Origin of the sequence: Streptomyces sp. NPDC127108, from assembly GCF_042677545.1 — a bacterium.
Lineage (GTDB): Bacteria > Actinomycetota > Actinomycetes > Streptomycetales > Streptomycetaceae > Streptomyces.
In genome coordinates this window covers 12,993-38,562 of the sequence record NZ_JBHXTE010000049.1, presented here as the reverse complement: position 1 = coordinate 38,562, position 25,570 = coordinate 12,993, and the positions used below count along the sequence as shown (strand labels likewise).

The following is a 25,570-nucleotide window of genomic DNA, read 5'->3' as shown; positions in this document are numbered from 1 at the left end:
TGCACGTGAATCCTGCACGCAGTTTGACCGACCGCCCATGCATGCCGCCATGAACTGCACTTATGTGGCGACTTGCGGATGCGGCCACCGGAGCTTCGCGCCCTTGAGGCCGTTGCGGTGGCTGTCGCGAAAGGAATTGAACGCGGCATGACCCAACAGGCACATTCTTTGCATGACGCTGTGCACGACGATCTCATTGTTGAGTTGAAGAATCACCTTGAGTCCCTCACTGCCTCTCCGATCGAACCGGACGACGATTTCTTCGAGCGCGGACTCATCAATTCCTTGAGAGCGCTGGAAATCGTGGTCCATGTGGAACAGGCCTATGGCGTTTCCGTCGAGGTGGAGGACCTTGACCTCGACAATTTCCGTACCGTGAGGCGCATCGCCGAGTACGTGCGGCGCAAGCGTGGGGAGCGGTCGTCGCCCACCGCGGAAGCGGTGTCGAAGTGACGGTGACCGAACTCGGCCCCGGTCCCTCGCCCGACCTCTCACCCGGCTTCCCCGCACTGCTCGCGAGAGCGACGGCCGAGGCGTCCGCATGGGATGCCGGAACCGGCCTGCCCCGGGACGTGATCGACGAAGCGGCGCGGACCGGTCTTCTCGGCCTGGACGTTCCCACCGCGTACGGAGGCGGCGGCGCCGGAGCCCGCGCGGTGGGGCACGCGGCCGCCGAACTCGGCGCGGTCTGCTCCTCGTTGCGCGCCCTGCTCACCGTCAGCGGCATGGTCAACGCGGCCGTCCACCGCTGGGGCACCGCCGCGCAGCGGCAGACCTGGCTGCCGCGCCTCGCCTCGGGGGACCTGCTCGCGGGCTTCGCCGCCACCGAACCCGGCGCGGGGACCGAGCTCGCGGCCGTCGCCACCCGCGTCGAGCCGCACGACGGCGAGGTCCGGGTCAGCGGCCACAAGGTGTGGGTCACCTTCGGCCAGGACGCCGACGTGCTGCTGGTCCTCGGCCGCGCGCCGGGCGGGCTGACCACGGTCCTGGTACCGGCCGACGCCCCCGGCGTACGAAGACAGCCGGTCACGGACGCGCTCGGGCTGCGCGGCGCCCGCCTCGCCCACATCGGCTTCGACGACGTCCGCGTCCCCGCGGACCACGTCGTCGGCCCGCCCGGATTCGGGCTCACCCACACCGTCGGCACCGCCCTCGACCACGGCCGCCACACGGTCGCCTGGGGGTGCGTCGGCATGGCCGAGGGCAGTCTGGCCGAGGCCGCCGGGCACGTCGCCCGGCGCAGGCAGGCCGACATCCCGCTCTCCGGGCACGCCACGGTGCGCGCCGCCGTCGGCCGTGCCCACGTGCGCGCAGAAGGAGCACGCTCCCTGTGCGAACGGGCCGCCGCCCTGCGGGAGTCGAAGGACCGCGAGGCCATCACCGCGACCATCATGGCCAAGTACGCGGCCGCCACCGCCGCCGCCGCGGTCACCCGCGACACCGTGCAGCTCCTCGGCGCGGCGGGCTGCACCCTGAACGGCCGGGTCGGGCGCTTCTTCCGGGACGCCAAGATCATGCAGATCATCGAGGGCACGGACGAGGTCTCGGCGCTCGCGATCGGCGACCGCGTCATCGCGCGGCACACCCCGCACGTCAGGGACGGGCAGCGGTGACCGCCGCCCCGCCGGTGACCATCGGCCACGTCGGCACCTGGTTCCCCGACACCGTCAGGACCCTAGACGGCCTGACGGACGGGCTCCCCGCCGCCCAGCGCGGGCACGCCCGCGCCCTCGGCATCGACGAGGTGCGCGTCGCCGACGGCCTCACCGAGTCCGACCTCGCGGTACGCGCAGCCGAGGCGACGCTGCGCGCGACGGGCACCGAGGCCGCCGAACTGGACGCGCTGCTGCTCGTCCAGGGCCGCGCGCCGCAGTACCTGATGGCCTCGGAGGCGACCCGCGTCCAGCACGCCATCGGCGCCCACCGGGCTCTGGTCTCCGGCGTCGGCGACCTGGGCTGCGTCTCGGTGTCGGCGGCGTTCAGCCTCGGCACCGCGCTGCTTCGCGGCATGCCCGGCTTCCGCCGCGTCCTGGTCGTCGCCACCTCCAAGGCCGCCGCGCCCGCCCGCTACCGCCCGCCGATGACGATCGTGGGGGACGGAGCCGCCGCCGTGCTCCTGACGACGTCGGAGGTGCCGGGCCCCTTCGAACTGGTCGACCAGTCGCTGCGCACGGACGGGGCCTTCGCCGACCTGTTCCGCATCGACTACCGGGACGTACCGGAACGCGACTGGGCGGAGAAGTGCGCCAACGAGCCGGACTACACGTTCCGGCTCGCGGTGCGCAGCCGCAAGGAGTTCCTCGCGCTCAACGAAGACCTGCTCCGCCGCAACGGTCTGACCGGCGACGACATCACGACCCACCTGATGCAGAACCTGTCCGGGGGCGCCTTCGGCTTCTGGCAGGAGGCCCTCGACGTCCCCATCGACCCGGTCTGCGGGCGCAACCTCTCCCGCTACGGGCACCTGGGCCCTGTGGACGTGCTGCTCAACATGGCCGACACGGCGCCCGCCCTCGCCCCCGGCGCCCACGCCCTCGTGATGAACAGCAGCCCCGTGGCCGCCTGGAGCAGCTGGCTGGTACGCCGCACCGCACACCCCGCGACCCCGACACCGGGAACGGAGGAACCGCGATGACCTCGTCGAACTCACCCACCTCACCGACCTCACCGGTGAAGTGCCTGGTGTGGGACCTGGACGACACCATGTGGGACGGCGTGATCCTGGAGAACGACACCGTCACCCCGCGCCCCGAGGCCCTGCGCGCCCTGGCCGAGCTGGAGCGGCGCGGCGTCCTGCACGCCGTCGCGAGCCGCGGCGACCACACGACGGCCACGACGCACCTGCGCGCCCACGGTCTCCTCGACCGGTTCGCCGCGGTGTGCGTGGGCTGGGGCGACAAGTCCGAGTCCATGCGGCGGATCGCGCGGGAGCTGAACATCGGCGTCGACTCGCTCGCCTTCATCGACAACGACCCCCTGGAGCGGGCCGAGGTCCAGCAGGCCCTGCCGGAGGTCCGCGTCTACACCCCCGAGGACATGGCCGGGCTTCCGGAGCGGCCCGAGTTCACCCCCGCCGTCACCACCGCGGAGTCCGCGGACCGCGCCGCCCTCTACCGCACGGAACGCGCGCGCAAGGAGAGCGAGGAGGCGTTCGACGGCACCCGCGAGGAGTTCCTGACCTGGCTCGGCCTGGAGATGCGCATCTGGCGTGCCACCCCGGAGGACCTGGCGCGGGCCCACGAACTCACCGTCCGGACGCATCAGTTGAACAGCACCGGCCTGGTGTACGGGATGGAGGAACTGCGTGAGCTGATGGCCTCGCCCGACCACGAGATCCTCGTGGCCTCGCTGCGGGACCGCTTCGGCGACTACGGCACCATCGGGCTCTCCGTCTCGCACCGGCGCGGCGGCGACAACGTGCTGCGGCTGCTGCTCATGTCCTGCCGGGTGATGTCCCGGGGCGTGGGCACCCTGTTCATCCAGCACGTCAACGCCCGGGCCAGGGCGACGGGGCTGCGGCCGCTCGCCGAGTTCGTGGCGACGGACGTCAACCGCGTCATGCTCGTGACGCTGCGTTTCTCCGGCTTCCAGGTCCTTGATCCGGGGCCGGAGCCCATGGTGCTCGTCGCGCCCGAGGCGGGGGCGCCGAGCGCCGAGCACGTCACGCTCATCGACGACTCGCCGCTGCCCGCCCCGGCCGCCGCTCCGCCCGACGTGCTCGACCTGATCGCGCGACAGTTCCAGCGGGTGCCCGAGCGGACCGCCGCGGCCGTCGGCACGGAGTCGGTGACGTACCGTCAACTCGACGCGCAAAGCGCAGATTTGGCCCGACGCATGCAGGGTGCGGGGGTGCACCCCGGGGACGTCGTGGTGCTCCACGCGCGGCAACGCCTCTCGCTCGTCGTCGGCATGGTCGCGGCCCTGCGCACGGGGGCGGCCTGGTGCGTCGCCGACCCCGGACATCCCGTGGCGCACTTGCGTGCGGTCGTCGGCGACACCGGCTGTGCGGCGGTCGTCTTCCACGGCAGGGACACGGCGACCCCGCCCGAGAAGGTACGCGCGGCAGTGGCCGCCGACGGCACGACGCCCAGGCTCATCGACCTGGACGCGGCACCGGGCGCGGGGACGCCGACCGACGGTGCCGGTGCGACACCGCGGGCCCGCTCGCCCCACGCGGGGCCGCCCGACACCCCGTCGTACGCCGCTCCGTCCCCCCACTCCCCCGCGTACCTCATCTCCACCTCCGGCACGACCGGCCCGCCCAAGAACGTGATGATCAGCCGCGGCGGGCTCGCCTCCCTGGTCGCCTCGCGCCCTTACGAACCGGGGCTGACGGCCTTCTCCGCGCTGCGCCTCGCCTTCGACGGTTCGCTGATGTTCACGTTCCACGCGCTGTGCACGGGCGGCACCGCCGTGCTCCCGGGCGCGGACGAACTCCCGTCCGCCGAGCGGGTGGCGGATTTGCTGCGCGCCCACGAGGCCCAGCAGTGCCTCACCACGCCGTCCTTCTACCGGCAGTTGCTCCCGCACCTCGACGGCGCCGACCGCCATCTGCGGCTCCTCGTCCTGGCCGGTGAGGCCACCGCGCCCGCGCTGGTGCGGCGACACCGCGCCGCGCTGCCGGGCACGCGGCTCGGCAACGAGTACGGGCCGACGGAGGCGACGGTGGCGGTCACCGCGCATGACGTCAGCGGGGTCCCGGAAGGCGTGGTGCCCATGGGGGCGATCACGGCGGGCTCCACCGCGTACGTCCTGGACGACCGGCTCCGCCCCGTACCGACGGGCGACGCCGGCGAGCTGTACCTGGGCGGCCTGCAGCTCGCCCTCGGCTACGCGGCGCGCCCGACGACGACCGCGCTGCGGTTCGTCGCCAACCCGTTCGCGCCCGGGGAGCGGCTGTACCGCACCGGTGATCTGGCGCGGCTCAACGCCGAGGGGCACTTCGAGTTCCTGGGCCGCGGCGACGGCCAGGTCAAGATCGGCGGGGTCCGGGTCGAGCGGGTCGCCGCGGCGGCCGTTCTGGAGAGCCACCCCGGGGTCGGACAGGCCGTCGTGGTCGACGCCAGGGAGGCGCTCCCGGGGGTGGAGGACGTGGACGTCACCACGCTGACCGCCTACTGGGTGCGCGCCACCGCGGATCATGGGCGGCAATCACCCCCTGACGTACGGGAGTTGCGCGAGTTCTGCGCACGCCGGCTCGTGCCTCAGGCCGTACCCGGACGGTTCGTGGCGGTGGACTCCATCCCGCTGACTCCCAACGGCAAGACGGACGAGGAGGCCCTGCGCCGACTCCAGGCGCCGACGGCCGAGACCGTGGCGCTCGACACCGACCGGTGGCCGACCGACGCGCAACGGGAGGTCGCGACGTGCTGGGCGGGCGTCCTCGGCCACGGCGACTTCGACGCGCGGGACAGCTTCTTCGATCTCGGCGGTACATCGCTCCAACTGCTCGCACTGCACGCGTCGTACGAACTGCGCTGGCCCGGCGCCGTCCAACTGGGCCAGCTCTTCGACAGCCGGACGGTCGCGGCACACGCCGAACTCATCGCCGGGACCGCCGCGCCGGACGACACCGCCACGCGGGCGCCGGGCCCGGCCGTGCCCACGGGGAGGGACGTATGAGCGGGGCGAACCCAGAGAGCAGCAGACGAAGCCGCAGACGAGACGGAGGGGCCGCATGAACGGGGGAGCACAGATCGGTACCGCGATCCAGCGGGGCGAGGCGCACGAGCCCCGGGAACCGGCCACGGAACCGGTCGGCCCGCGGGAAGCGGACGCCCCCACGAGGGGCCTGCTCGGCACCGACATCGCCATCGTGGGCATGGCCGTGCGCTTCCCGGGCGCCGACGGCCTGGACGCCTTCCGCGCCAACCTCCGCGCGGGCCGCGACGGCGTGCGCACCATGCCCGCGGCGCGGGCGGCGGCCACGGGACTCGACCCGGCGGCGGACTACCTGCCCATGGGCTACCTGGACGACATCCACACCTTCGACCACGCGTTCTTCGGGCTCACCCGGCACGAGGCCACGCTGATCGACCCCCAGCACCGGATCGCCCTCACGCTCGCCCACCAGGCGATCGAAGACGCCGGCCAGAGCACGGCAGAGCTGCGCGGCCGGTCCACGGCCGTCGTCTTCAGCGCCACGTCCTCGGGCTACGGAAGGCGCATCGACCAGTCCGACGTCCTCGGCGCGCTGGGCAACGCGCCCTTCGGCCTGCCCGCCCGAATCGCACACACCCTCGGCCTGGACGGCCCCTGCTACTCCCTCGACAGCGGCTGCAACGGGTCGCTGCTCGCCGTCCGGCTCGCGTGCCGCGAACTGGCCGCGGGCGACGCCGAGTACGCGGTCGCCGGAGGCGTGAGCGTACGGCCCGACGGTGTCACGCGCGCGCAGATCGGCGGCTTCGCCGAGATCGCGTCGAGCACCGACCGCTGCCGGTCGTTCGACGCGACGGCCGACGGCACCGTCGCGGGCGAGGGCGGGGCGGCCCTGCTCCTGACGACGCTGGCCCGGGCCCGGGCCGCGCGCCTGCCGGTGCACGCCGTGATCCGCGGGATCGCGGCCCGCCACAACGGCGGCGCCGCCGCGACGATCAGCGCGCCCAGCGCGTCGGCGCACGCCACCGTCATCCGGCAGGCGTGGCGGACGGCGGGCGCGGACCTTGCCCGCGCGGGGTACCTGGAGGCCCACGGGTCGGGGACCAGGCTCGGGGACGCGGTGGAGCTGGAAGGTCTCGCCGAGGTCTTCCGGGGCCGTGCGCTACCGCTGCCCGTCGGGGCGGTGAAGTCCAACATCGGTCACCTCGACGGGGCGGCCGGAGTGGCGAGCCTGGTCAAGGCCGTCCTGAGCGTGCGCGACGGCGAGCTCTACCCCTCGCTGCACTTCTCCGAACCGCCGCCCGGAGTCGACCTGCGGGCCGCCTCACTGCAGATGATCGGCGAGACGCGTCCGTGGGAGGACGACGAACGTATCGCGGGGGTCAGCTCCTTCAGCCTCGGCGGCGGCAACGCGCACTGCGTCGTGCAGCAACCTCCGGCGGCACCCGTAGCGGCACCCCCAGCGGCACCGGAGCGGTCCGACCCGCACCGGCGCGCCCGGCTCGTCGGGGTCTCGGCCCGCAGCCGCAGTGCCCTGGCGCGGCTCTGCGCCGATCTCGCGGTCGCCCTGCGCGGCGAGACCCGGCCCTTCGACGACGTCGTGTACACCCTCAACAGCGGCCGCGCCCACTACGAACACCGGGTCGGTGTGTCCGCGGACTCGACCGACTCGCTCGCGTTCCAGCTCGCGGCACAGGCCACCTGGCTCGCGGGCGTACCGGGGACCGACAGCCCGGATCGCGGCGCGAGGGCCCGGAAGGGCCGCCCGCAACTGGTCCTCCTGCTGTCCCCCGAGTCCCCGGGTCCGGTGTCCGACCCCGCCGGGCTCCCGCCCGAACTCCCGGCCACCGGCGCCACCGCACGGATCCTGTCCACCCAACTGGCCGCCGTCACGGAACTGCGCCGCCGTGGCGTCCGTCCCGACGCGGTCGTCGGTGCGGGGGCCTCCCGGTATCTGGCCAGGTATCTGCGCGCGGAACTCACGCCGACGGACACCGCGGACCTGGCCGCCGGCAAGAATCCCGCGCCGCCGGACCCCGACCGGCTCGCCGAGGTGATCGGTCAACTCCTCGACGCGGGACCGGCCGTCGTCGTCGACCTCACTCCGGAGGGCGGTCTGGGCGCCCTGGTGCGCGAGAGGTTCGCGTCCGACGCCCGCGTGCGGAGCCACACCGTCGCCGCCGACGACAGCGACCTCCTCGGGGTGCTCGGGGCGCTGTACGAGGGCGGGATCGACCTGGACTGGTCCGCGATCGGTCCGTCCGCGCCCCGGGTCAGCCGTGTCCGGCTGCCCGGCCACCCCATGGAGGCCGTATCCTGCTGGATCCCCGGGTCCGACACGGCGGGCGCCGCGCGCCCGCTGCCGGAGACCGCGGTACCGGACACGCGTGCGTCGGAGAGCTCGGCGGAACCGGACGGCCCGTCGTCGGCAAGCTCCGCGGAACCGGACGGCGCGGATCACGCCCCGTCGGCGTCCGCCGCGTGGAACACGACCCGCTGGCTCTGCGACATCCTCGGCGACCTGCTGGGAACAGCGGCGCCGACACCGGACAGCGACTTCTTCGAGCTGGGCGGCAACTCACTGCTCGCCCTCCAGGTGATCAACCGGGTCGAGGAACGCTTCGGAGTCCGGCACCGGCTCCTCGACCTGTACGAGTACCCGCGGATCGAGGACTTCGCCCGGTTCGTCGAGTCCGCCGCCGCGCCGCCCACCACCGCACCCGTGTCCCCGGCGCCGAAGGCCACCGGCCCGTCGGCACGGCCGGAGCTGGTTCCCAGCGACGACATGGTGATGTCCTTCGGCCAGGACCGCATGTGGTTCCACCACGAGATCGACAAGGACACCACGCTCTACAACTGGCCGATGGTGCGTCAGCTCGACGGCCCACTGGACATCGAGGCGTTCAGGGGGATGTGGCACGACTTCGTGATGCGGCACGAGACGCTGCGTTCCAACTTCATCGATGTCGACAGCGCCCCCGAACTGCACATCCGCCCGGATCCCGGCGACTTCTTCACCTTCGCCGACGTCTCGGACGCCGCCGACCCGCAGGCCGCCGCGCGCGAACTCGTCGCACGGGCCGCGCAGCAGCGCTTCGACCTCGCGGCCGACCCACTGCTGCGGGTCCTCCTTGTCCGGCTCGCGCACGAGCGGCACGTGCTGCAGCTCACCACGCACCACGCCGTGAACGACGGAGCGTCTCCGCGCATCCTGTGCCAGGAGTTGCCCGAGTTGTACGTCGCGCGGCGCGAGGGGCGGCTCGCGCAGTTGCCCGCCCTGCCGATCCGGTACCGCGACTACGCACTGTGGCAGCGCCGGCTGCTCGCCGACTCGTTCCTCGACCATGAGATCGCCTACTGGCGGAAGGTTCTGGACGACGCCCCCCGGCTCGACCTGCCGACCGACCACCCCCGTCCGACCCGGAGGTCGTTCGCGGGCGACATGCTCCCGTTCACGATCGACGCGCCGCTGGTCGCACAGTTGCGGAAACTGGCGGCCGAGGAGTCGGTCACGCTCTTCGTCGTCCTGCTGTCCGCTTTCAACCTCCTGCTCGCCCGACTGAGCGGGCAGCAGGACCTGATCGTCGCCACCCCGGCCTCGGGACGCAACCACTCCGCGATCCAGGGCATGATCGGCTACGTCAACAGCACGGTCGCGCTGCGCTGCGCGGTGTCGCCGCAGACGGGTCTCGGCGACTACCTGCGCCAGACGCGCGCCACGGTCCTCGATGCCATCGACCACCAGGAGATCCCCTTCGACCGGGTGGTCACCGCGCTGCGCGTCAAGCGCGAGGCCGGCCGGGATCCCCTCATCGATGTCTCGTACGTCCACCAGGACGTGCCCCACTACACGCTGCCCGGCATCGCCCGCACCAGCTTCTTCGACGAACAGGAGACCACGATCAACCTCTTCGAGGGGATGCCCGTCGGCACGTCGAAATACGACCTGACGCTGCTCACCAGCGACCGGGAGGGCAGGTCCGACCTGACAGCCGGCATGGAATACAGCACCGAGCTGTTCACGGCCGAAACCGCCACCGGATTCGTCAGCGCCTACCAGGAACTCCTGCGGGCCCTGGCCCAGGCAAAGGACACCGAGCAGCCGATCGCCTCCTTCCTGGAGACCCGGGCGCCGCTCAAGGACACGGAGGCCACGCGATGACCGACACCAGCAGCTACCGGCAACTCCCGGAAGCCGTCGGCGTGATCGGCGCCGGCACCATGGGAAGCGGGGTGTCCCAGTCCCTCGCACAGGCCGGCTACCGCGTGGTGCTCGTGGAACCGGACGCCGCAGCCGCCGAGCGGGCGCGCGGTGCCATCAAGGACGGCCTCCGGCTCGCCGCCCTGCTCGGCCGCGGCGAGCGGGCCGTGAGCGCGGGAGCACAGGACCGGATCCGCTGGGCGGACCGGATCGACGCACTGGACGAGGTCGGATTCGTCATCGAGTGCGCCACCGAGCGGCAGGAGATCAAGGAACAGATCTTCGCCGAACTCGACCGCCGCACCCCGCCGGACGCCATTCTCGCGTCCTGCACCTCCGCCATCCCGATCGCGGGGCTCGCGGCCCGCACCGGCCGCCCCAGCCAGGTCCTCGGGCTGCACTTCATGAACCCGGCTCCGCTCAAGGACACCGTCGAGGTGGTGCGGGCACCCCTGACCAGCGACGAGACGCTCGACGTCGCCGCCCGCCTGCTCGACAGTCTCGGCAAACAGCAGTTGGTCGTACAGGACGGACCGGGCTTCGTCATCAACCGGATCATGATGCTGACGATCGTCGAAGCGGCCGCGGCGGTGAGCGACGGCAAGGCCGACGCCGCGACGACGGACGCACTGTTCGAGCGCTGCCTGGGTCAGCGGATGGGCCCGCTGCGCACGGCGGACCTGATCGGCCTGGACAACGTGGACGACACCCTGACCGTGCTGCGCGAGCACACCGGCGACAGCCGCTACACGCCCCCGCCCGCCCTGCGCGACCTGGTCGCCGCGGGCCACTTCGGCCGCAAGACGGGGAGGGGTTTCCATGACTACTCCTGACCTCACCGGCCCCGCGCGTGACGACGTGCGGCCGCCGGAGCCGGTGCGCGAGCACGTCCCGCCGGACGCCGCCCGTTCGATCGTCCGGGCAGTGGTGCGGCGTGCGGTGTCGGCGCCGGGTGATGTGGCGTTGGTCGAGGGCGGGCGTTCCTGGACGTACGCGGAGTTGGAGCGTGCGTCGGCGGTGGTGGCCGCGCGGTTGCGGGAGTCGGGGGTGGGTGCGGAGTCGGTGGTGGGGCTGTGCCTGCCGCGGGGCGGGGCGATGGCGGTGGCGATGTTGGGGGTGTCGCGGGCGGGAGGTGCGTGGTTGGCGTTGGATCCGTCGTATCCGGTGAGCCGGTTGGGGCTCATGGTGGGTGACGCGGGTTGTTCGGTGGTGGTGCGAGGCGCGGGTGAGCGGGCTGTGGTGGAGGGTGCCGCGGGGGACGGCGTCGTGGTGGTGGAGCTGGAGGATCTCGACTTGGCGGGGGAGGTGGACCGGTCGGGGTTGGATGCGGCGGCGGAGGACGATCTGGCGTATCTGGTCTTCACGTCGGGTTCCACCGGACGGCCCAAGGGCGTCGCCGTCACCCATGGCCAGTTGGCCACCCACCTCACGCAGCTCGTCGGCGCCTTCGGGCTGACGGCCGGCGAACGGGTCCTGGTCTTCGGCTCGTTCTCCTTCGACGTCAGCACGGAGCAGCTGTTCGCCCCGCTGACCGTGGGTGGTGCGGCCGTGATCCGGCCCGACGGTCTGCTCGGCACCGAGGAACTGCTCGCGTTCCTGGCCGAGCACGGGGTCGGGGTCTTCAATCCGCCGACCGGAGTGTGGCGGCAGATGGCCGCCGCCCTGGCCGACGGTGCCGCGGTGCCCCCCGCGCTGGGGATCCGCCTCACCGTCGTCGGCGGTGACGCGATGCCCGCGGCCGAGACCGGCAGGTGGGGGCGCGCGGTGGGCGGGCGGATCATCAACGCCTACGGGCCCACCGAGGCCGTCATCACCGCGACCGCCCACGAGATCACCGGCGCGGACGGTGCCGGCGCGGAGCCGAGCGGAGTGGTCCCGCTGGGTCGGCCGCTGCCCGGCCGCACCGTGCATGTGCTGGACGGGGCGTTGCGGCCGGTGGCCGCGGGGAGTGTGGGTGAGCTGTTCATCGGTGGTGCGGGGGTGGCGCGGGGCTACGCGGGGCGGGGTGGTCTGACCGCGGAGCGCTTCGTGCCGGATCCGTTCTCGTCGGTACCGGGCGCGCGGCTGTACCGGTCCGGGGACCTGGTGCGTTCCGGTGCCGCGGGGGTGCTTGAGTTCCAGGGCCGGGCCGATGAGCAGGTGAAGGTCCGCGGTTTCCGGATGGAGCTGGGTGAGATCGAAGCGGTGCTCCGTGCCGCGCCCGGCATCACCGACTCCGTCGTCACCGCCCTGGCGCCTCCCGCGGGGGGTGAGCCACGACTGGTCGGCTACGTCGTCGCGCGTGCCGGAACGACGTGTGATCCCGAGACGGTACGGGCGTGGACGGCGCAGCGGCTGCCGGCTCACATGGTGCCCGCGGCGGTCATGGCGCTCGACGCCCTTCCCCTCTCCCCGAACGGAAAGGTGGACCGCGACCGGCTGCCGGAGCCGCAGGGCGAACGGGCGGCCTCCGAACCGGAATTCACGGCCCCGCGCAACCGGGCGGAGGAGGTCCTCGCCGAGGTGTGGTCCGACGTCCTGGGCGTGGACCGGGTGGGCATCGACGACAACTACTTCGCTCTCGGCGGCGACTCGATCCTGGCCATCCGGATGCTGGCCCGGGCGCGGAAGGCCGGTGTGGTGGCGGAGTTCCAGGACCTGGTGGAGCACCAGACGATCCGCGCCCTCGCCGAGATCGCCTCGCAGGCCGTCATCGGCTCGGCCGACGCGCGGCACAGCGGGGGCACCACCGACGCGCTCAGCCCGATCCAGCGGTGGTTCCACGAGCTGGACCTGAGGACGCCGGCCCACTGGAACATGGGTCTGCTCCTCGCCGTGCGCCGACGGGTGCTCCCCGAGGAACTGAGCGCGGCGCTCGACGCGGTGGCCGACGCCCACGAGGCGCTGCGCACCCGCTTCGTCGACGGTGATCCGGTACGGGCCGTGGCCGATACGGCGGACGTACCGCTGGAGCACACCGATCTCTCCTCCGTTCCCGCCGACGAGGTCGAGCAGCGGCTCAGGGACCTGTCCGGAAAGCTGCACACCGGGCTCGATCCCGCACGAGGCCCGCTGCTGCGCGCACACCTGGCGGACCTGGGACCGCAGGCTCCGCAGCGGCTGGTGCTCGCCGCCCACCACCTGGTCATGGACGCGGTCTCGTGGCGGATCGTCCTCGAGGACCTTGAGGCCGCGCTCGACGCGGTGCGGGAAGGCCGGAAGGCCGTGGTGCAGCCCGAGGGCACCACCCATCGTCAGTGGACCGCCGAACTGCGGCGGCGGGCCCTGGACCCACGCGTGCTCGACCGGGTCCGCGCGGAACTCGGCGAGCTGACCGCGCTCGCCGCCCGTCCGGGGCAGTGGGAGACCGGGCCGGCGCCCGGGACCGAGGGGGGCGCACACCGGGCCGGCCGCGGGCTCTCCGCCGAGGAGACCACGCGGATACAGCAGGCCCTCGTGCACCGGCTCGGCGGCAGCCTCGAGGAAGGGCTGCTCACCGCGACCGCCCGCGCGCGGGCCCGGGTCGACGGGCTCAGCACCGTCGTCATGCAGCTGGAGAGCCACGGACGCGCGGATCTGCGACCCGACCTCGACCTCTCGCGTACGGTCGGCTGGTTCACCGCGCTCGCTCCCTTCCCGGTGGCCGTGGGGGACCAAGGGCCACTCGGTACGCTCTGGGAGGTCAGGGCCCGACTGCGGGAGCTCGTGCACCGGGGGCTCGACAGCGACGTGGTCCGGTACCTGTCCGGCGACGCGGAGCTGGCCGGGAAGTTCGCCGCGCTGCCTGCCCCGCACCTCACCTTCAATCACCTCGGCCGGGTCAGCAGCGCCTCCGATCCCGAGGCGACGCTGGAACTGCTCGGCCCGGGGTCCGGACCGGTCCGTGACCCGCGTGGGACACGCCCCGCCGCGGTCGTGGTCGAGAGTCTGGTGACCGACGGCTGCCTCACGGTCGAGGTGGAGCACACCGGGCAGGCCGCCGCCGACGCCCTCGTGGACGCTCTCCTCGACGAGCTGCGCGCACTCGCCGCCGAACCCGAGGTGCCCGCGCTCGCCTCCGGGCTCCGGCAGGGCACCGCTCCGGTCACCGCCGTGCGCGCCTGTGCCCGGAGCTGGGGAGATCTGACCGCGGTGTGGCCACTGACTCAGACACAGGAGGGGATGTTCTTTCGCAGCCTGGCCGAGGACGGTGCGGCAGGCAGCGGCGTCTATGTGGAGCAGCTCGTCTGCGTACTCGACGGAGACCTCGACCAGGACGCTTTTGTGCGGGCCTGGCAGGCGGCCGTCGACCGGCACGGCGTGCTCCGGGGCGGGTGCGTGTGGCGGGATGTGCCCCGCCCGCTGTTCGTGGTGCCCGCCGTGCGGGAACTGCCCGTCACACGGCTGGATTTCACGGACGCCGAGGACGCCGACGCGCGCCTCGACGCCTTCGTGTCCCAGGACCGGAAGGAGGGTTTCGACCTGAGCTCAGGGCCGCTGGTGCGGCTCGCCGTGGCCCGGCTCGCGCCCGGCCGCTGGGCCTTCGTATGGACCAACCACCACGTTCTGTTCGACGGCTGGTCCCTGCCCATCCTCCTCGGTGAGGTGCTGGACCACTACGTCTCGCAAGTCGAGGGACGGGCCCGGAACCTGCCGACGGCACCGGACTTCGGGGCTTTCGCCCGGTGGATCGCCCGACAGGACCCGGACGCCTCCCAGGAGTTCTGGACCCGGAACCTGGCCGGCTTCGCCGCGGCGCCGATCGCCCCGCAGCCGAACGGACCGGCGCGGCACCGGGATCACCTGGCCCAGGTGTCGGCCGGGGAGACCACACGGCTTCAGGAAACAGCTCAACGCCTCGGCGTCACGCTCGGCGGCTTGGTGCATACGGCATGGGCGGTCACTCTCGCCGTGGAGACCGACACGGAGGACGTGGCGTTCGGGAGCGTGGGGTCCGGCCGTCCCGCGGAGCTGGACGACGTCGAGCGCATGGTCGGCATGTTCATCAACACCGTGCCGCTGCGTATCCGGTTGCCCGCCGCCCTGCCGGTCGGCACGTGCTGCAAGGAGGTGCAGCACTCGCTGCGTCAGGCCCAGGAACACATCCACACGCCGCTCGCCCGGATCGCCAGATGGAGCGGGCGGGCCAGCTCGTCCGAGCTGTTCGACACGTCCGTCATCGTGTCCAACTTTCCGGTCGCCGACCTGGTCACCGGACTGCCGGGGCTCTCCGTGGCCCGCGCGGCGACGCTGGAGCAGACCGAGCTACCCGTCACCCTCTCGGTCGCCTCGGAGGGGGACCGGCTCGCCATCGCACTCAACCACGACGCCGTCCGCGTCAGCCCCGAGCGCGCCGCCGACCTCGTCGACCTCTTCCGTCGTGCCCTGACGGCACTGGCCGACGACACGGCAACCGTGGGCGAGGTCTGCGCGGGGCTGCGGGAGCACAGGCGCGATGAACGCGCGGCGAGCCGTGCCCGTCGTGCCGCGCGCCTCACCCCCACGACCCGCCGCCCCGGCTGACGCCGGCCGCAAGACGGCCGGGCGACGCGCAGGACGTACACCGATCGACGAACTCCGGAGGAGACCTGCCGGATGGCCCGGACACCGAGCGACTCGGTGCCCGGGCCACGCCGAGCACCCTGCGAAGCCGAGGTCGGCAAGGTGATCGACGACGAGCCGTGCGTCAGGTGAAGAGTTGGTCGGCGTGCCGCCCCAGCGCTCCGTCCCCCTCTTCGGCGCACCGCCTATTCGGTGCGCAAGGCCACGGCGGTCCGGGCCCTTGCCGCCCAACCGGCGGGCAGGAGTGCGCCGAGGGTGGCGATGACCAACCCGCCGAGTACGAGCGGGACGAGCTCCGCCGTGTGGTAGACGGCGAGGGCGGAATCGGGAAGGCGGAGCCCCACGCTGTCCCCCATCGCGGGGAGGACCCGGCCGTGGAGGGCGACGCCGAGCGGCACGCCCACGGCGCCCGCGAGGAGTCCGGTCACGGCGACCGACGTGATGACCATCGTGATGGTCTGCCGGGGAGTCATGCCGAGCGCCTTGTGGACTCCGAGTTCCCGCACGCGCTCGCGGGTGTCGAGCAGTACGCCGTTGAGCACACCGAGCGCGGCGACGGCGACGAGCATCAACGTGAGGATCGCGGACAGTGAGTTGAGCGTGGCGACCATGTCTCCGCCGGCGTCGGGCCCGCCGGTCCGGGCGGTGGCGCCCAGCGGGGTCAGGTCCTTGTTCAGCGTGTCGACGTAGTGGGAGACGTCGGTGCCGGGCGTGACCGCGATGTGATGGCTGGTCTCCGCCAGGTCGGGATGCGCGCCCGCGAGGGTCGAGGCGTCGGTGAAGACCTGCATGCCGTCGTTGCGGGGGTCGAGGACCTCTCCGACGATCCGTACCGTGACCGGCTCGGCCAGGCCGTTCAGCGTGACGGTGTCGCCGACGCGGGAGCCGGTGGCGGTCAGGAAGGGGGTCGGGACCACTGCCTCGCCGGGCCTGTCGACCCAGCGGCCCGAGACCATGGTGTAGCCGCCCCAGGAGGCGTCGCCGGTGAAGGCGTTCACATCGATGGTGCCGGTCAGGCCGGACACGGTCGCGCGTACCCTCGCGACGCTGTAGTGCTTCCCCGTTCCGGTGGCGGCCTTGATGGCCTTCGCGACCGCTGCGGGTTCGGGCGCGGGCTGCTTCTCGGGGCCGCGCCCGGGACCCTGGGGTCCGAAGTCCGGCAGGGGCGCGGGCACGATCACGTCGGCGACGTCGTGCGCCTTGGCCTTCATCACCTGGTCGAGCGTGCCGACCAGGCCCACGGTGAACGTGACCGCGATGGCGCCGAACAGGACCGCGGTGCCCATCGCCAGGGTGCGGACGGGCCGGGCGAAGGGCCGGGCCAGACCCAGGGCGACCGGCTGCGGCAGCGGCAGCCGTGCGGTCAGGCGGGCCGCCCACCGGCCGCGCCCCGCCGGGGAGTTGCGCCCGAGGGCTAGCGCGTCGACCGTGCGCAGCCGCCCCGCACGCCAGGCGCTCGCCCACGCGGTCGCCGCCACCAGGCCGAGCACCCCGGCGATCACCGCGAGGTCGACCCAGGGGGCGATGCCGAGGGACGAGATGCCGTAGACCTCCTCGGTCTCGGCCAGTACGGGCACGGCGAGCAGGTGGCCGGCGAGCACACCGAGGGCCGTGCCGACGGCGGCCGGGATCAGCGCCTGGCCCACGTAGGCCCGCACGACCTGGGGCGGGGCGAGGCCGACGGCCTTGAGAATGCCGATGCGGCGCGTTCCCGTGCCGACGGCCGAGGCGACGACGTTGCCGACGATGAGCACGGACATGACCAGGCCCAGGGCGCCGAACGCGATGAGGAAGGGGACGTAGACGGCGGTGTCGCGCTCGGCGTCCTTCCTGACGGTGAGCCAGGACTGTTCGCCTACGGCCGCCTTCGGCGGCAGGTGTCGGGTCACGGCCTCGGCGCCCGCGGTGATCCGTGCGGCGGTGTCCGCGTCGGTGAAGCGGTAGAGCATCTGGTAGCCGCCGCTGCCAGGGGCGGTGAGCGCCGGCATCTGGGAAGGCACCACCCAGGCGTCGGCGGTGTGCGTGACCGAGCGCGCCACACCGACCACCTTCAGCGCCGGTTCGCCGGGCAGATCGGGGAAGGCGAGTTTCCTGCCCAGGGTCGGGACGACCGCGGATTCGGCGGACAGCACGATCTCGCCGGAGCGCGCGGGCCACCGCCCGTCGAGCAGTGCCACCTCGTCCACGTCCCGGCCGGGATCGCCCCGGCCCACCACGGTCATCGGCCACTCGGGGCCCGCCCCGTCCGACCGCGGGGTGACCGTCACCGTACGGAACGGGCCGGTCGAACTGCTCACCCCCTCCGCGTCCTTGGACTTCGTCAGCTGCCCGGCGCTCACCTCGCCCGCGTCGAACTCCATGGACAGATGGGCCCCGCGGCGCTCCGCGAAGGCGTCGTCGAAGGGCGCGCCGGACACCACGAGCAGCGATCCGCCGAGAACGGAGGCGGCCACCGCCATCATCGTGGCGAGCCCGATCACCAGGGTCTGCACCCGACGTCGTCCCACCCCCGCACGCACCACCTTGCCGAGCGCGCTCATCGGAGGGTCTCCGTGGCGACGGCCCGCGAGGAGGCGTCCTCGGTGATCCGGCCGTCGGCGATCCGGACCGTACGGTTCGTGCAGGACCGCGCCAGAGCCAGGTCGTGGGTGACCACGACGATGGTCTGGCCCTCGGCGTTGAGGGCGGCGAGCAGCCTGCTGACGTCCTGTCCGGCGGCCGTGTCCAGCGCACCGGTGGGCTCGTCCGCCAGGAGCAGCGGCGGCCGGTTCATCAACGCCCGTGCCACCGCGACGCGTTGCCGCTCACCGCCGGACAGCCGCCCGGGGTGGGCGCGGGCGTGCCGGTCGACTGCGAGGAGTTGAAGGAGCTCCGCCGCCCTGCGGTCCGCCTCGCCCCGTGCCATCCCCGCGAGGCGCGCGGGCAGGACGACGTTGTCGGTGACGGTCAGATCGTCGAGCAGGTTGAAGAACTGGAAGACCATGCCGATCTTGGACCGCCGGTAGCGCGCCGATCCGCCTTCGCCGAGCCGGTCCACCCGCACCCCGTCCACGGTGACGGTCCCCGCATCGGGCCGGTCCAGGCCCGCGATCAGGTTGAGCAAGGTGGACTTGCCGCTGCCGGAGGGGCCGAGGATCGCGACTGCCTCGCCGGGCCGCACGGTCAGGGACGCCTCGTGCAGGGCGGGCGGGCCGTCGTCGTACCGACGGCTCACCTCGCGCAGCTCGATCACGGGCAGGGTCATGAAAGGCTCCTCGGGTACGGCCAGTTGGATGCGTGAACGCTAGGAGCGGGCCGGGCCCGTACGCGTCGCTCGCCCGAACCCTTTGCGGTACCTCGCTGGGATCAGCCGCGCGAACGTCATCCCTGCGATGTAGGCGGGTGATGTACGCGGTGCGTCGGCGACGACCGCCAAGAAGGACTCCACGGGGCCGCGCGGTGGCGACAATGAGCCGGTGATGAACGTACGTACGACGCCGACGCGGCTGCGGGCGTCGCTGGACCGGGTGCGGGAGGCCGCCCGCCGGACGGTCCGCGACGCCCTGATCCCGAGCGGTCCGCCGCTGCGGCCCACCCGGCGCGCCTGGCGGTTCGACGCGCTGGTGGCCCTGGCCATCGGCATCTCCACCGTCTACTACGGCATCGACAACGTCGGCAACGTCGTGGTGCGTGAGATCGCACCCGGCGTGCAGCACGCCGTGCGGCGCCCGCACGGCCCCGGCGGTCTGGCCTTCATGGTGACCCTCGCGGCCGTCGCCTCGGGTGCCCTGGCGCTGCGTCGCCGCTATCCGCTCGCCGTGCTGTGCGTCGTGACGGCCGCGACGCTGGCGACACCGCAGAGCGTCCTGCGGCTGACCTTCTACGCGTTCGTCATCGCCGTCTACAGCGCCGCCGTGTACAGCCCGTACCGGGTGGCGACCCTGGCGGCGCTGCCGGTGTCGGTCCTCCTGGTCGGCACCTCGGGGAACTCCGTGACGCCGATCGTCCCCAACGAGTACATCGCCTTGCTGATCCTGGTCCCGATGGCCGTGGCCGCCGTCGGCCTGCGTACCTGGAAACTCCGCACCGTCGAGGGCCGCACCCGCCTGTCCGCCCTGGAACGCGAGCAGGCCGAGGCGCTGCGCCGTGCCGTCGAGCACGAACGGGCCCGCATCGCACGCGAGTTGCACGACGTCGTCACGCACAACGTCAGCGTGATGGTCATCCAGGCGGGCGCCGCTCGCACGATCCTGAGGTCCTCCCCCGAGCAGGCGGGCGAGGCGCTGCTCGCCGTCGAGGCCGGAGGGCGGGCGGCCATGACCGAGCTGCGCCACGTCATGGGGCTGCTCACCATGGCCGACGAGGACGAGGAGACGCGCCGGGACGCCGATGTGGTCGACGTGGCGGCGGAGCTGGCCCCGCAGCCCGGCCTCGACCAGTTGGAGACGCTGGTCGGACGGGTCCGGGACACCGGACTGCCCGTCGACCTGACCGTGACGGGACCGCCCCGCCCCCTCCCGCCCGGTCTCGAACTCGCCGCGTACCGCGTGGTCCAGGAAGCCCTGACCAACACCGTGAAGCACGCTTCCGGCGCCACCGCCGCCGTGACCGTGGAATACCGCCCGGAACGGCTCCGGGTGGAAGTCACCGACGCCGGGGGCCGCCCCTGCGCGGACGCGGCCGCCGGCAGCGGCCGGGGCCTGATCGGCCTGCGCGAGCGCCTCGCCGTCTACGACGGAACCCTGAACACCGGCCGACGCCTGACCGGGGGCTACCGTGTGGAGGCCCTGATCCCCTTGGAGGCACCGTGACCGAGCCGCTCCGTGTGCTCCTCGCCGACGACCAGACCCTGGTCCGCACCGGCTTCCGGCTGATCCTCGGCGCCGACGGCATCGACGTCGTCGCCGAGGCGACCAACGGAGCCGAAGCGGTCGAAGCGGTGCGCCGCACACGTCCCGACGTGGTCCTGATGGACGTCAGGATGCCCGAGATGGACGGCCTGGAGGCCACCCGCCGCATCCTCGCGCCTCCCCGGTCCCCCGACGCCGTCCGAGGAACGGAGGAGCCCCCGCCTCCCGGCAGCCCCCGGGTCATCATCCTGACCACCTTCGACCTCGACCGGTACGTCTACGCGGCGCTGTCCGCCGGGGCCAGCGGCTTCCTCCTCAAGGACGTCACCCCCGAGCAACTGACCGCGGCCGTCCGCACGGTCCGGACCGGCGACGCCCTCCTCGCGCCCGCCATCACCCGCCGCCTCGTACGGCGTTTCGCCTGTGCCGGAGGCGACCAACGACCCAGCGCCCCGCCCGACAGCGACACCGCCCCACTCCCCCGTGACCTCGCGCCGCTCACCCCGCGCGAACTGGAGGTCCTCGGCCTGCTGGCCCGCGGCCTGAGCAACGCCGAACTCGCCTCCCGCCTCCATCTGGCCGAGGCGACGGTCAAGACGCACGTCGCCCGCATCCTCGCCAAACTCGGACTGCGTGACCGTGTCCAGGCCGTCATCGTCGCCTACGAGACGGGTCTGATCAGCGCCGGTACGCACGAGGCCACCCAACAGCCCGCCTGAGGGTCAGGACTTGGGACGCGCTCGCCGACGGACGCCCTTCACAGGCCCTCGACCTTGCGAACGTCGTGAGTCATCACGCCTCGTTCGCAGAACACGTCGGAGTCGGTGACGAAGTATTCGATGCGGAGGTCGTACCCGGTCAGTGTCCTGCACTTGACGAAGTGCTCGTAGTGACCGGGAGTGATGCACCTGGCCTCCGCGGTCCGACCGCCGTCGATGTTCCTGAGAGTGCAGCCGGGCGGGGCCATCGGGGCCTGACCGGCTGCCCGGACCGGGGCGTGTTCGACTGAACCCGGTGTCGCCGCCAGCGCCGTCGGTCCCCCGCCCGTCGCGAGCGCGACGGTGACAGTGGAGGCCAACAACGCTCGCTTTGCCAGTGACCGTCGCAGCATTCGCACTCCTTCTGCCCACAAGCCTGGGGGTCGGGCCGTGCCACCTGCGGATCGAGGAGGATCTTGGCCTCCACCAGGGTCGGCGACCGCGTGCGGACAGGCAAGGATCTTGGCGAGCGGTCGCACGTACGGGTGAAGGCCTGGGAGCGGAATCGGGACCTGGCGGGTCGCGCGGGTCGGCACACGGGTGCGCCGTACGTCCGCGGGGCGGCCGGAACCGGTCCCCGCGGACGCACGGCGCGTACAGACTCACCGGACGGGCTCAGACAGCGGCCCGCCCGGGCGAGACGGGTGTCAGCCCAGCTCGCCCGCCGCCTTCTTGATGTCGGCCGCGAAGTGGCTCACCTCGGTGTAGACACCGGGCTTGGACGGACGGGCGCAGCCCTCGCCCCAGCTCACGATGCCGACCTGGACGAGCTTGTCGCTGTCGTCCTTGCGGAACATGGGGCCGCCGGAGTCGCCCTGACAGGTGTCGACGCCGCCGGTGTCCATCTTCCCGGCGCACAGCTCCTCGTTCTCGACCAGGTTGGAGTAGGCGCCCTTGCAGGTCGCGTCGTCCACGAACGGCACCTGGGCCTTGAGGAGGTGGCGCTGCTGGCTGCCGCCTTCCTTGTCGGCGCCCCAGCCGGCGATGGTGAAGTCGCCCTTGTCGAACGAGTTGTTCTCGGCTATCGGCAGCGTGGGCTGGTCGATGGCCTTCTCCAGCTTGATGACCGCCCAGTCCTTGCCGGTGCCGTTGTAGCCGGGAGCCTGGATGACCTTGGTGGCCTTGACCTTGACGGCGTCCGGCGACTCCAGGTCGACCACGCCGCCGATGGCGGTGATGTCGGGGTTGTCGCTGCTGCCGTCGACGCAGTGGGCGGCCGTCAGGACGACGTCCTTCTCCAGGAGCGAACCGCCACAGCCCATCGAAAGGCGGACCATGAACGGGAATTCGCCCTGCTCGGCCGGGGTGCCGCCGACGACCCTGGTGCGGGGTCCGTCGCCGCCGGGCCCGTCAGCGGGCACGGCCCAGGAGTTGGCGGGGTTGAGGCTGAAGGCGGCGAGGGTGACGGCGCCGACGGCGGCGGCCCTCTTGAGGTACGTGACCGTGTTCTTCAACGGACTTCCTCTCGGTGGGGGGATTAGCACCCTGATGGGCTCATGCCAACCCCAATGACCGGAGGCGCCCTTCGGAAAAACCGCATGGAGAAGGGCAGTTGACCGCAAGGTGTCCGGGCCCAGTGGGGTGAGCCCGTGAAGTGCTTCCGTGATTATGGGGAACCACCGAACGGCACGGCAAGACCTCCTCGCACACCAGTCGCAGACAACCTCCGTCGCCCGCACGGCACTTCTGCCCCGAAATGCGGCGGGCAACGCCGAGCCGCGGCCTGTGTGACCTCGCCGGCCGACCGTCGCTCAATGTTCCCGAACCGTTCGATCAGCTCGCCGTCGGGGCGCGTGCGGCCCATGCTGGCTTGCAGTTCCTGGGGTGGGGGCGCCGGTGAGCGCCGCAGGAGCTGTTCCACGTACCAGAAAGCACGACGATGACGTGAGTGAAGGAGCCTGATGTACAGGCCACAGACAAGCCCTCGGGCGGACGGATTACGTACGCCCCCGCCCGGTGCCGACACCGGGGAGGGCGCTCGGTGAGCGCACAGCCGGCTCCGAAAGGCGCCCGCCACCAGCGCCCCGGGCGCAAGCTGGGGCCCATCGCCGAGGGCACCAAGCCGGCCCACCGGGCCTGGCTTGAGCATCTGCGCGGCGCCTATCACGACAGTGGTCTGACGTTCATTCAGCTGGAGAAGGAGGCGAACTGGCCGCGCTCCAAGATCTCCGAGTTGCTGCGGGCCATCGGCCGCTACCCCCGCTGGCAGATCACCCGGGACCTGCTGGTCGCCCTGCGCCTGCCCGACCCGGCACTCGCGGACATCCGGGCCCAGTGGGTCCGCGCCGCCCAGGAGGCCGACAAGCGCCTCAACTGGATACACAAGGCCCTGGCCAAGGAGCGGGAGAACGGGCTGCTCGGCCAGCGGCCCCCGCGGGACTTCCTCGCCTTCAGGGACACCCACCGCACGAACTACACCGCGTACGCGGCGACGTTCCAGCGCCGGGCCGGTGAGGCGAAGCGGTCCGTCAGCGACGTGTTCTACCTGCTCCTGATCCTCTGGCCGGACGCCCTGGCCAGCGAGCGGCCCGAGCAGTACGCGTGGCGGCTCCTGCGCCAGACCGTCATGGAGCGCGCCCCGCACTGCGACGGCCATCCCGCGCTCGCCGAGGCCGCGTTCGACACCCGTGCCCAGCGCGACGCCGCGGACCCGCTCGCCCGGATCGCGAAGACCCTCGACCTCTTCGACGCGATCCGCCGCCTGCCCGCCCTGCATCTCGACGTCATCGTGCTGCTGCACCTGCGCGGGCTGCGGGACAGCGACGTCGCCGAACTCCTCGGCGTCCCGTGCGCCACCGTCCGCGCGGCCGACCGGCACGCCAAACGCCATCTGACGGCAAATCTCCGCACCACCACCTAGGAGGGACACCCCGGTGACCTCACCGATTGATGAGCTGCTCGAGGGCGCTCTGCTGCTCGATGAATCCCCTGCCCCCCACGACCCGGTGCCGACCCGACCCGCCCTGCCGCCACGCCCGGCCCCAGCCGAAGGGCCGGGCCATGCCATGGCTCGGGCGGCCGACGGCGATCTGCGGATCCTGTGCGAGGCCGTCGTGACCACCACGCCCCTGGCGTCGGTGACCGACTTCCTCACCGAGTTCCTGCCCACCCCTTCGGGCGCGCTCGTCCTCGGCTGCATGCTGCGGCTCAACGACAGCGCTCATACCGCCCGCTTCCTGTGGCAGTACGCCGCAGGAGCCGGGGAGACGGCGGCGGCCTACTGCCTCTACCTCCACCACCTCACTCTCGGCGAGACCGACGAGGCGGCCTGGTGGAAACAGCAGACCCCCGACGCCGCCCTGCCCGCTCCGGAAGCCGACGATCCCCTCCCCCGCCGTGCTCCCCGGCCCGAACGGGGCGCCCCGCTGCTGAAACTGGAATGGCCCACGGAGCCGCCGGCCGTCAGCGTGGCGGCCACACTGCGGATGCTGGGCATCCTCAGGATGACCAATCGAGCGACGTTACGGTCCTGGCCGCCCGTCGCCGTCGCCGTCATGGAGTACGCCGCCGTGGCGGTGCGGTTCGTCGATGACGACGTCGAACTCCCCCTGCCCATGGGCGGGTTCCACGACCGCGTCCGCCATCTGACCGCGCGGCCGGTCCGTGCCCTGGACCCCGCGCCGCGCGCCGACCCCGCCCCCGACGAGCGGGACGAGCTTCCGCCCCGGCCCGCACAGCCGGGCCCCTGGCCGCCGGGGCCCTGGCAGCAACACCCCACGTACCGCAAGCGAGGGCGCGGCAACCGCGCCTACATCGTCGAGTACAAGCTCAAGTGCGGGGCGTGAGAGACGACTTCGGGCGAGCGGCTCCCGAGGCCGCGCGGTAGGCGGCGGGGGTGACGCCGTAGGTGCGGTGGAACCACCGGGTGAGATGAGCCTGGTCGGCGAAGCCCGCCTCGGCGGCCGCCGTCGCGGGCGCCCGGCCCTCGGCCAGGAGTGCGCGGGCCCGGCGCAGCCGCAGATCGCGCTGGTAGTCGCTGGGCGCGAAGCCGTACGCCGCGCGGAAACCCCGGTACAGCGCGAAGCGGCTGCAGCCGGCGGCCCGGGCGAGATCGTCGGCGGAGATGTTGTCGGCGAACCGCGTCCGCAGCACGTCGCGGGCGCGTGCGAGGGCGGCCGGGTCCACCCGGCCGGGACCGTCCGGCAGCCGGGCAGGACTCGTCGAAGCGTGCCTGCTCAGGGCGAGCACGGCGGTGGTGAGGCGTTCCTCGACGACCAGTCGGGGGACGCTCTCGACGACTGCGGTGTGGAGGCGGGCCACGGCTCGGGCCAGGGCCGGGCTGTCCACCACCGGAGTGCCGAAGAGGGGCAGCCCGGCACCGCCGGGGGCGGCGTCGGCGAGCACGTCGCGGGCGAGGTCCTCGCCGAGGTGCAGCATCCGGTAGCGGTAGCCGTGGCGGACGGCCGACTGTCCGTCGTGCGGCTCGTCCGGGTTGAACACCATGACGAGGCCGGCCGCGCTGACGTGCCGTTCTCCCCTGCACACGAACGACTGGGCGCCGACGTCGGTGACGCCGAACGAGCACGTGTCGTGGGCGTGCAGGGGATACGCGTACCGCTCGAAGCGGGCGTCCATGGCCTCCAGCGCGAGCCCGGGAACCCGCCAGTAGGCGGCACGCTCCCCGGTGGTCCTCATGTCTCCATGGTGCCGCACGAGCGTTCAAG

The 25,570-nt window shown here is 72.7% G+C and carries 16 protein-coding genes; 11 read left to right on the top strand and 5 right to left on the bottom strand.

The window, feature by feature from the left end; genetic code table 11:
* Positions 1 to 147 precede the first annotated feature (147 nt).
* Genes ACFVHO_RS32915 through ACFVHO_RS32885 form a run of 7 tightly spaced genes read left to right on the top strand, consistent with a single transcriptional unit; the run spans position 148 to position 15,280 of the window.
* Positions 148 to 453: an acyl carrier protein gene (locus ACFVHO_RS32915; protein ID WP_289954796.1), complete on the top strand. Its 306-nt coding sequence runs from the start codon at positions 148 to 150 to the stop codon at positions 451 to 453.
* On the top strand, positions 450 to 1,613 hold the full coding sequence (locus ACFVHO_RS32910; RefSeq protein WP_385722764.1) for an acyl-CoA dehydrogenase family protein: 1,164 nt from the start codon (positions 450 to 452) through the stop codon (positions 1,611 to 1,613). Before ACFVHO_RS32915 ends, ACFVHO_RS32910 begins: the two co-directional genes overlap by 4 nt.
* Positions 1,610 to 2,635, top strand: a complete 1,026-nt coding sequence (locus tag ACFVHO_RS32905; RefSeq protein WP_385722761.1) for a 3-oxoacyl-ACP synthase — start codon at positions 1,610 to 1,612, stop codon at positions 2,633 to 2,635. The genes ACFVHO_RS32910 and ACFVHO_RS32905 overlap by 4 nt, the downstream gene beginning before the upstream one ends.
* Positions 2,632 to 5,622, top strand: a complete 2,991-nt coding sequence (locus ACFVHO_RS32900) for an HAD-IIIC family phosphatase (protein ID WP_385722758.1) — start codon at positions 2,632 to 2,634, stop codon at positions 5,620 to 5,622. The genes ACFVHO_RS32905 and ACFVHO_RS32900 overlap by 4 nt, the downstream gene beginning before the upstream one ends.
* 55 nt (positions 5,623 to 5,677) lie before the next feature.
* On the top strand, positions 5,678 to 9,760 hold the full coding sequence (locus ACFVHO_RS32895; protein WP_385722756.1) for a condensation domain-containing protein: 4,083 nt from the start codon (positions 5,678 to 5,680) through the stop codon (positions 9,758 to 9,760).
* The gene (locus ACFVHO_RS32890; protein ID WP_385722753.1) at positions 9,757 to 10,632 is read left to right on the top strand and encodes a 3-hydroxyacyl-CoA dehydrogenase family protein; all 876 of its coding nucleotides are present in this window, start codon (positions 9,757 to 9,759) and stop codon (positions 10,630 to 10,632) included. Before ACFVHO_RS32895 ends, ACFVHO_RS32890 begins: the two co-directional genes overlap by 4 nt.
* A complete protein-coding gene (locus tag ACFVHO_RS32885) occupies positions 10,619 to 15,280 on the top strand; it encodes an amino acid adenylation domain-containing protein (protein ID WP_385722750.1) in 4,662 nt (1,553 codons plus the stop codon). The genes ACFVHO_RS32890 and ACFVHO_RS32885 overlap by 14 nt, the downstream gene beginning before the upstream one ends.
* Before the next feature lie 224 nt (positions 15,281 to 15,504).
* Here ACFVHO_RS32885 and ACFVHO_RS32880 read toward each other — a convergent pair whose 3' ends face one another.
* Positions 15,505 to 17,859, bottom strand: a complete 2,355-nt coding sequence (locus ACFVHO_RS32880; protein ID WP_385722747.1) for an ABC transporter permease — start codon at positions 17,857 to 17,859, stop codon at positions 15,505 to 15,507.
* On the bottom strand, positions 17,856 to 18,563 hold the full coding sequence (locus ACFVHO_RS32875) for an ABC transporter ATP-binding protein (RefSeq protein WP_385722744.1): 708 nt from the start codon (positions 18,561 to 18,563) through the stop codon (positions 17,856 to 17,858). The genes ACFVHO_RS32880 and ACFVHO_RS32875 overlap by 4 nt, the downstream gene beginning before the upstream one ends.
* Before the next feature lie 214 nt (positions 18,564 to 18,777).
* Here ACFVHO_RS32875 and ACFVHO_RS32870 point away from each other — a divergent pair, with 214 nt between their 5' ends.
* Together ACFVHO_RS32870 and ACFVHO_RS32865 are read left to right on the top strand one after the other, a co-directional pair.
* On the top strand, positions 18,778 to 20,109 hold the full coding sequence (locus ACFVHO_RS32870; RefSeq protein ID WP_385722741.1) for a sensor histidine kinase: 1,332 nt from the start codon (positions 18,778 to 18,780) through the stop codon (positions 20,107 to 20,109).
* The gene (locus ACFVHO_RS32865; protein WP_385722738.1) at positions 20,106 to 20,867 is read left to right on the top strand and encodes a response regulator; all 762 of its coding nucleotides are present in this window, start codon (positions 20,106 to 20,108) and stop codon (positions 20,865 to 20,867) included. Before ACFVHO_RS32870 ends, ACFVHO_RS32865 begins: the two co-directional genes overlap by 4 nt.
* Before the next feature lie 38 nt (positions 20,868 to 20,905).
* Here ACFVHO_RS32865 and ACFVHO_RS32860 read toward each other — a convergent pair whose 3' ends face one another.
* Positions 20,906 to 21,259, bottom strand: coding sequence for a hypothetical protein (locus ACFVHO_RS32860; RefSeq protein ID WP_385722736.1), 354 nt, complete (start codon positions 21,257 to 21,259; stop codon positions 20,906 to 20,908).
* A gap of 294 nt (positions 21,260 to 21,553) precedes the next feature.
* Positions 21,554 to 22,360, bottom strand: a complete 807-nt coding sequence (locus tag ACFVHO_RS32855) for a S1 family peptidase (protein WP_385722733.1) — start codon at positions 22,358 to 22,360, stop codon at positions 21,554 to 21,556.
* A 527-nt stretch (positions 22,361 to 22,887) separates the two neighbouring features.
* On the opposite strand from ACFVHO_RS32855, the gene ACFVHO_RS32850 reads away from it, so the two are divergent.
* Entirely contained in the window at positions 22,888 to 23,766 is an 879-nt protein-coding gene (locus tag ACFVHO_RS32850) for a sigma-70 family RNA polymerase sigma factor (protein ID WP_385722730.1), read from the top strand.
* A gap of 145 nt (positions 23,767 to 23,911) precedes the next feature.
* On the top strand, positions 23,912 to 24,691 hold the full coding sequence (locus ACFVHO_RS32845) for a hypothetical protein (protein WP_385722728.1): 780 nt from the start codon (positions 23,912 to 23,914) through the stop codon (positions 24,689 to 24,691).
* Here ACFVHO_RS32845 and ACFVHO_RS32840 read toward each other — a convergent pair.
* Positions 24,675 to 25,541: an AraC family ligand binding domain-containing protein gene (locus tag ACFVHO_RS32840; RefSeq protein WP_385722725.1), complete on the bottom strand. Its 867-nt coding sequence runs from the start codon at positions 25,539 to 25,541 to the stop codon at positions 24,675 to 24,677. The genes ACFVHO_RS32845 and ACFVHO_RS32840 overlap by 17 nt on opposite strands.
* Positions 25,542 to 25,570 lie beyond the last annotated feature (29 nt).

Coding starts and splice junctions, on each gene's coding strand:
- ACFVHO_RS32880 (WP_385722747.1), bottom strand. CDS start 17,859: ATGAGCGCGCTCGGCAAGGTGGTGCGTGCGGGGGTGGGACGACGTCGG.
- ACFVHO_RS32860 (WP_385722736.1), bottom strand. CDS start 21,259: ATGCTGCGACGGTCACTGGCAAAGCGAGCGTTGTTGGCCTCCACTGTC.
- ACFVHO_RS32885 (WP_385722750.1), top strand. CDS start 10,619: ATGACTACTCCTGACCTCACCGGCCCCGCGCGTGACGACGTGCGGCCG.
- ACFVHO_RS32875 (WP_385722744.1), bottom strand. CDS start 18,563: ATGACCCTGCCCGTGATCGAGCTGCGCGAGGTGAGCCGTCGGTACGAC.
- ACFVHO_RS32890 (WP_385722753.1), top strand. CDS start 9,757: ATGACCGACACCAGCAGCTACCGGCAACTCCCGGAAGCCGTCGGCGTG.
- ACFVHO_RS32845 (WP_385722728.1), top strand. CDS start 23,912: ATGGCTCGGGCGGCCGACGGCGATCTGCGGATCCTGTGCGAGGCCGTC.
- ACFVHO_RS32840 (WP_385722725.1), bottom strand. CDS start 25,541: ATGAGGACCACCGGGGAGCGTGCCGCCTACTGGCGGGTTCCCGGGCTC.
- ACFVHO_RS32895 (WP_385722756.1), top strand. CDS start 5,678: ATGAACGGGGGAGCACAGATCGGTACCGCGATCCAGCGGGGCGAGGCG.
- ACFVHO_RS32915 (WP_289954796.1), top strand. CDS start 148: ATGACCCAACAGGCACATTCTTTGCATGACGCTGTGCACGACGATCTC.
- ACFVHO_RS32900 (WP_385722758.1), top strand. CDS start 2,632: ATGACCTCGTCGAACTCACCCACCTCACCGACCTCACCGGTGAAGTGC.
- ACFVHO_RS32870 (WP_385722741.1), top strand. CDS start 18,778: ATGAACGTACGTACGACGCCGACGCGGCTGCGGGCGTCGCTGGACCGG.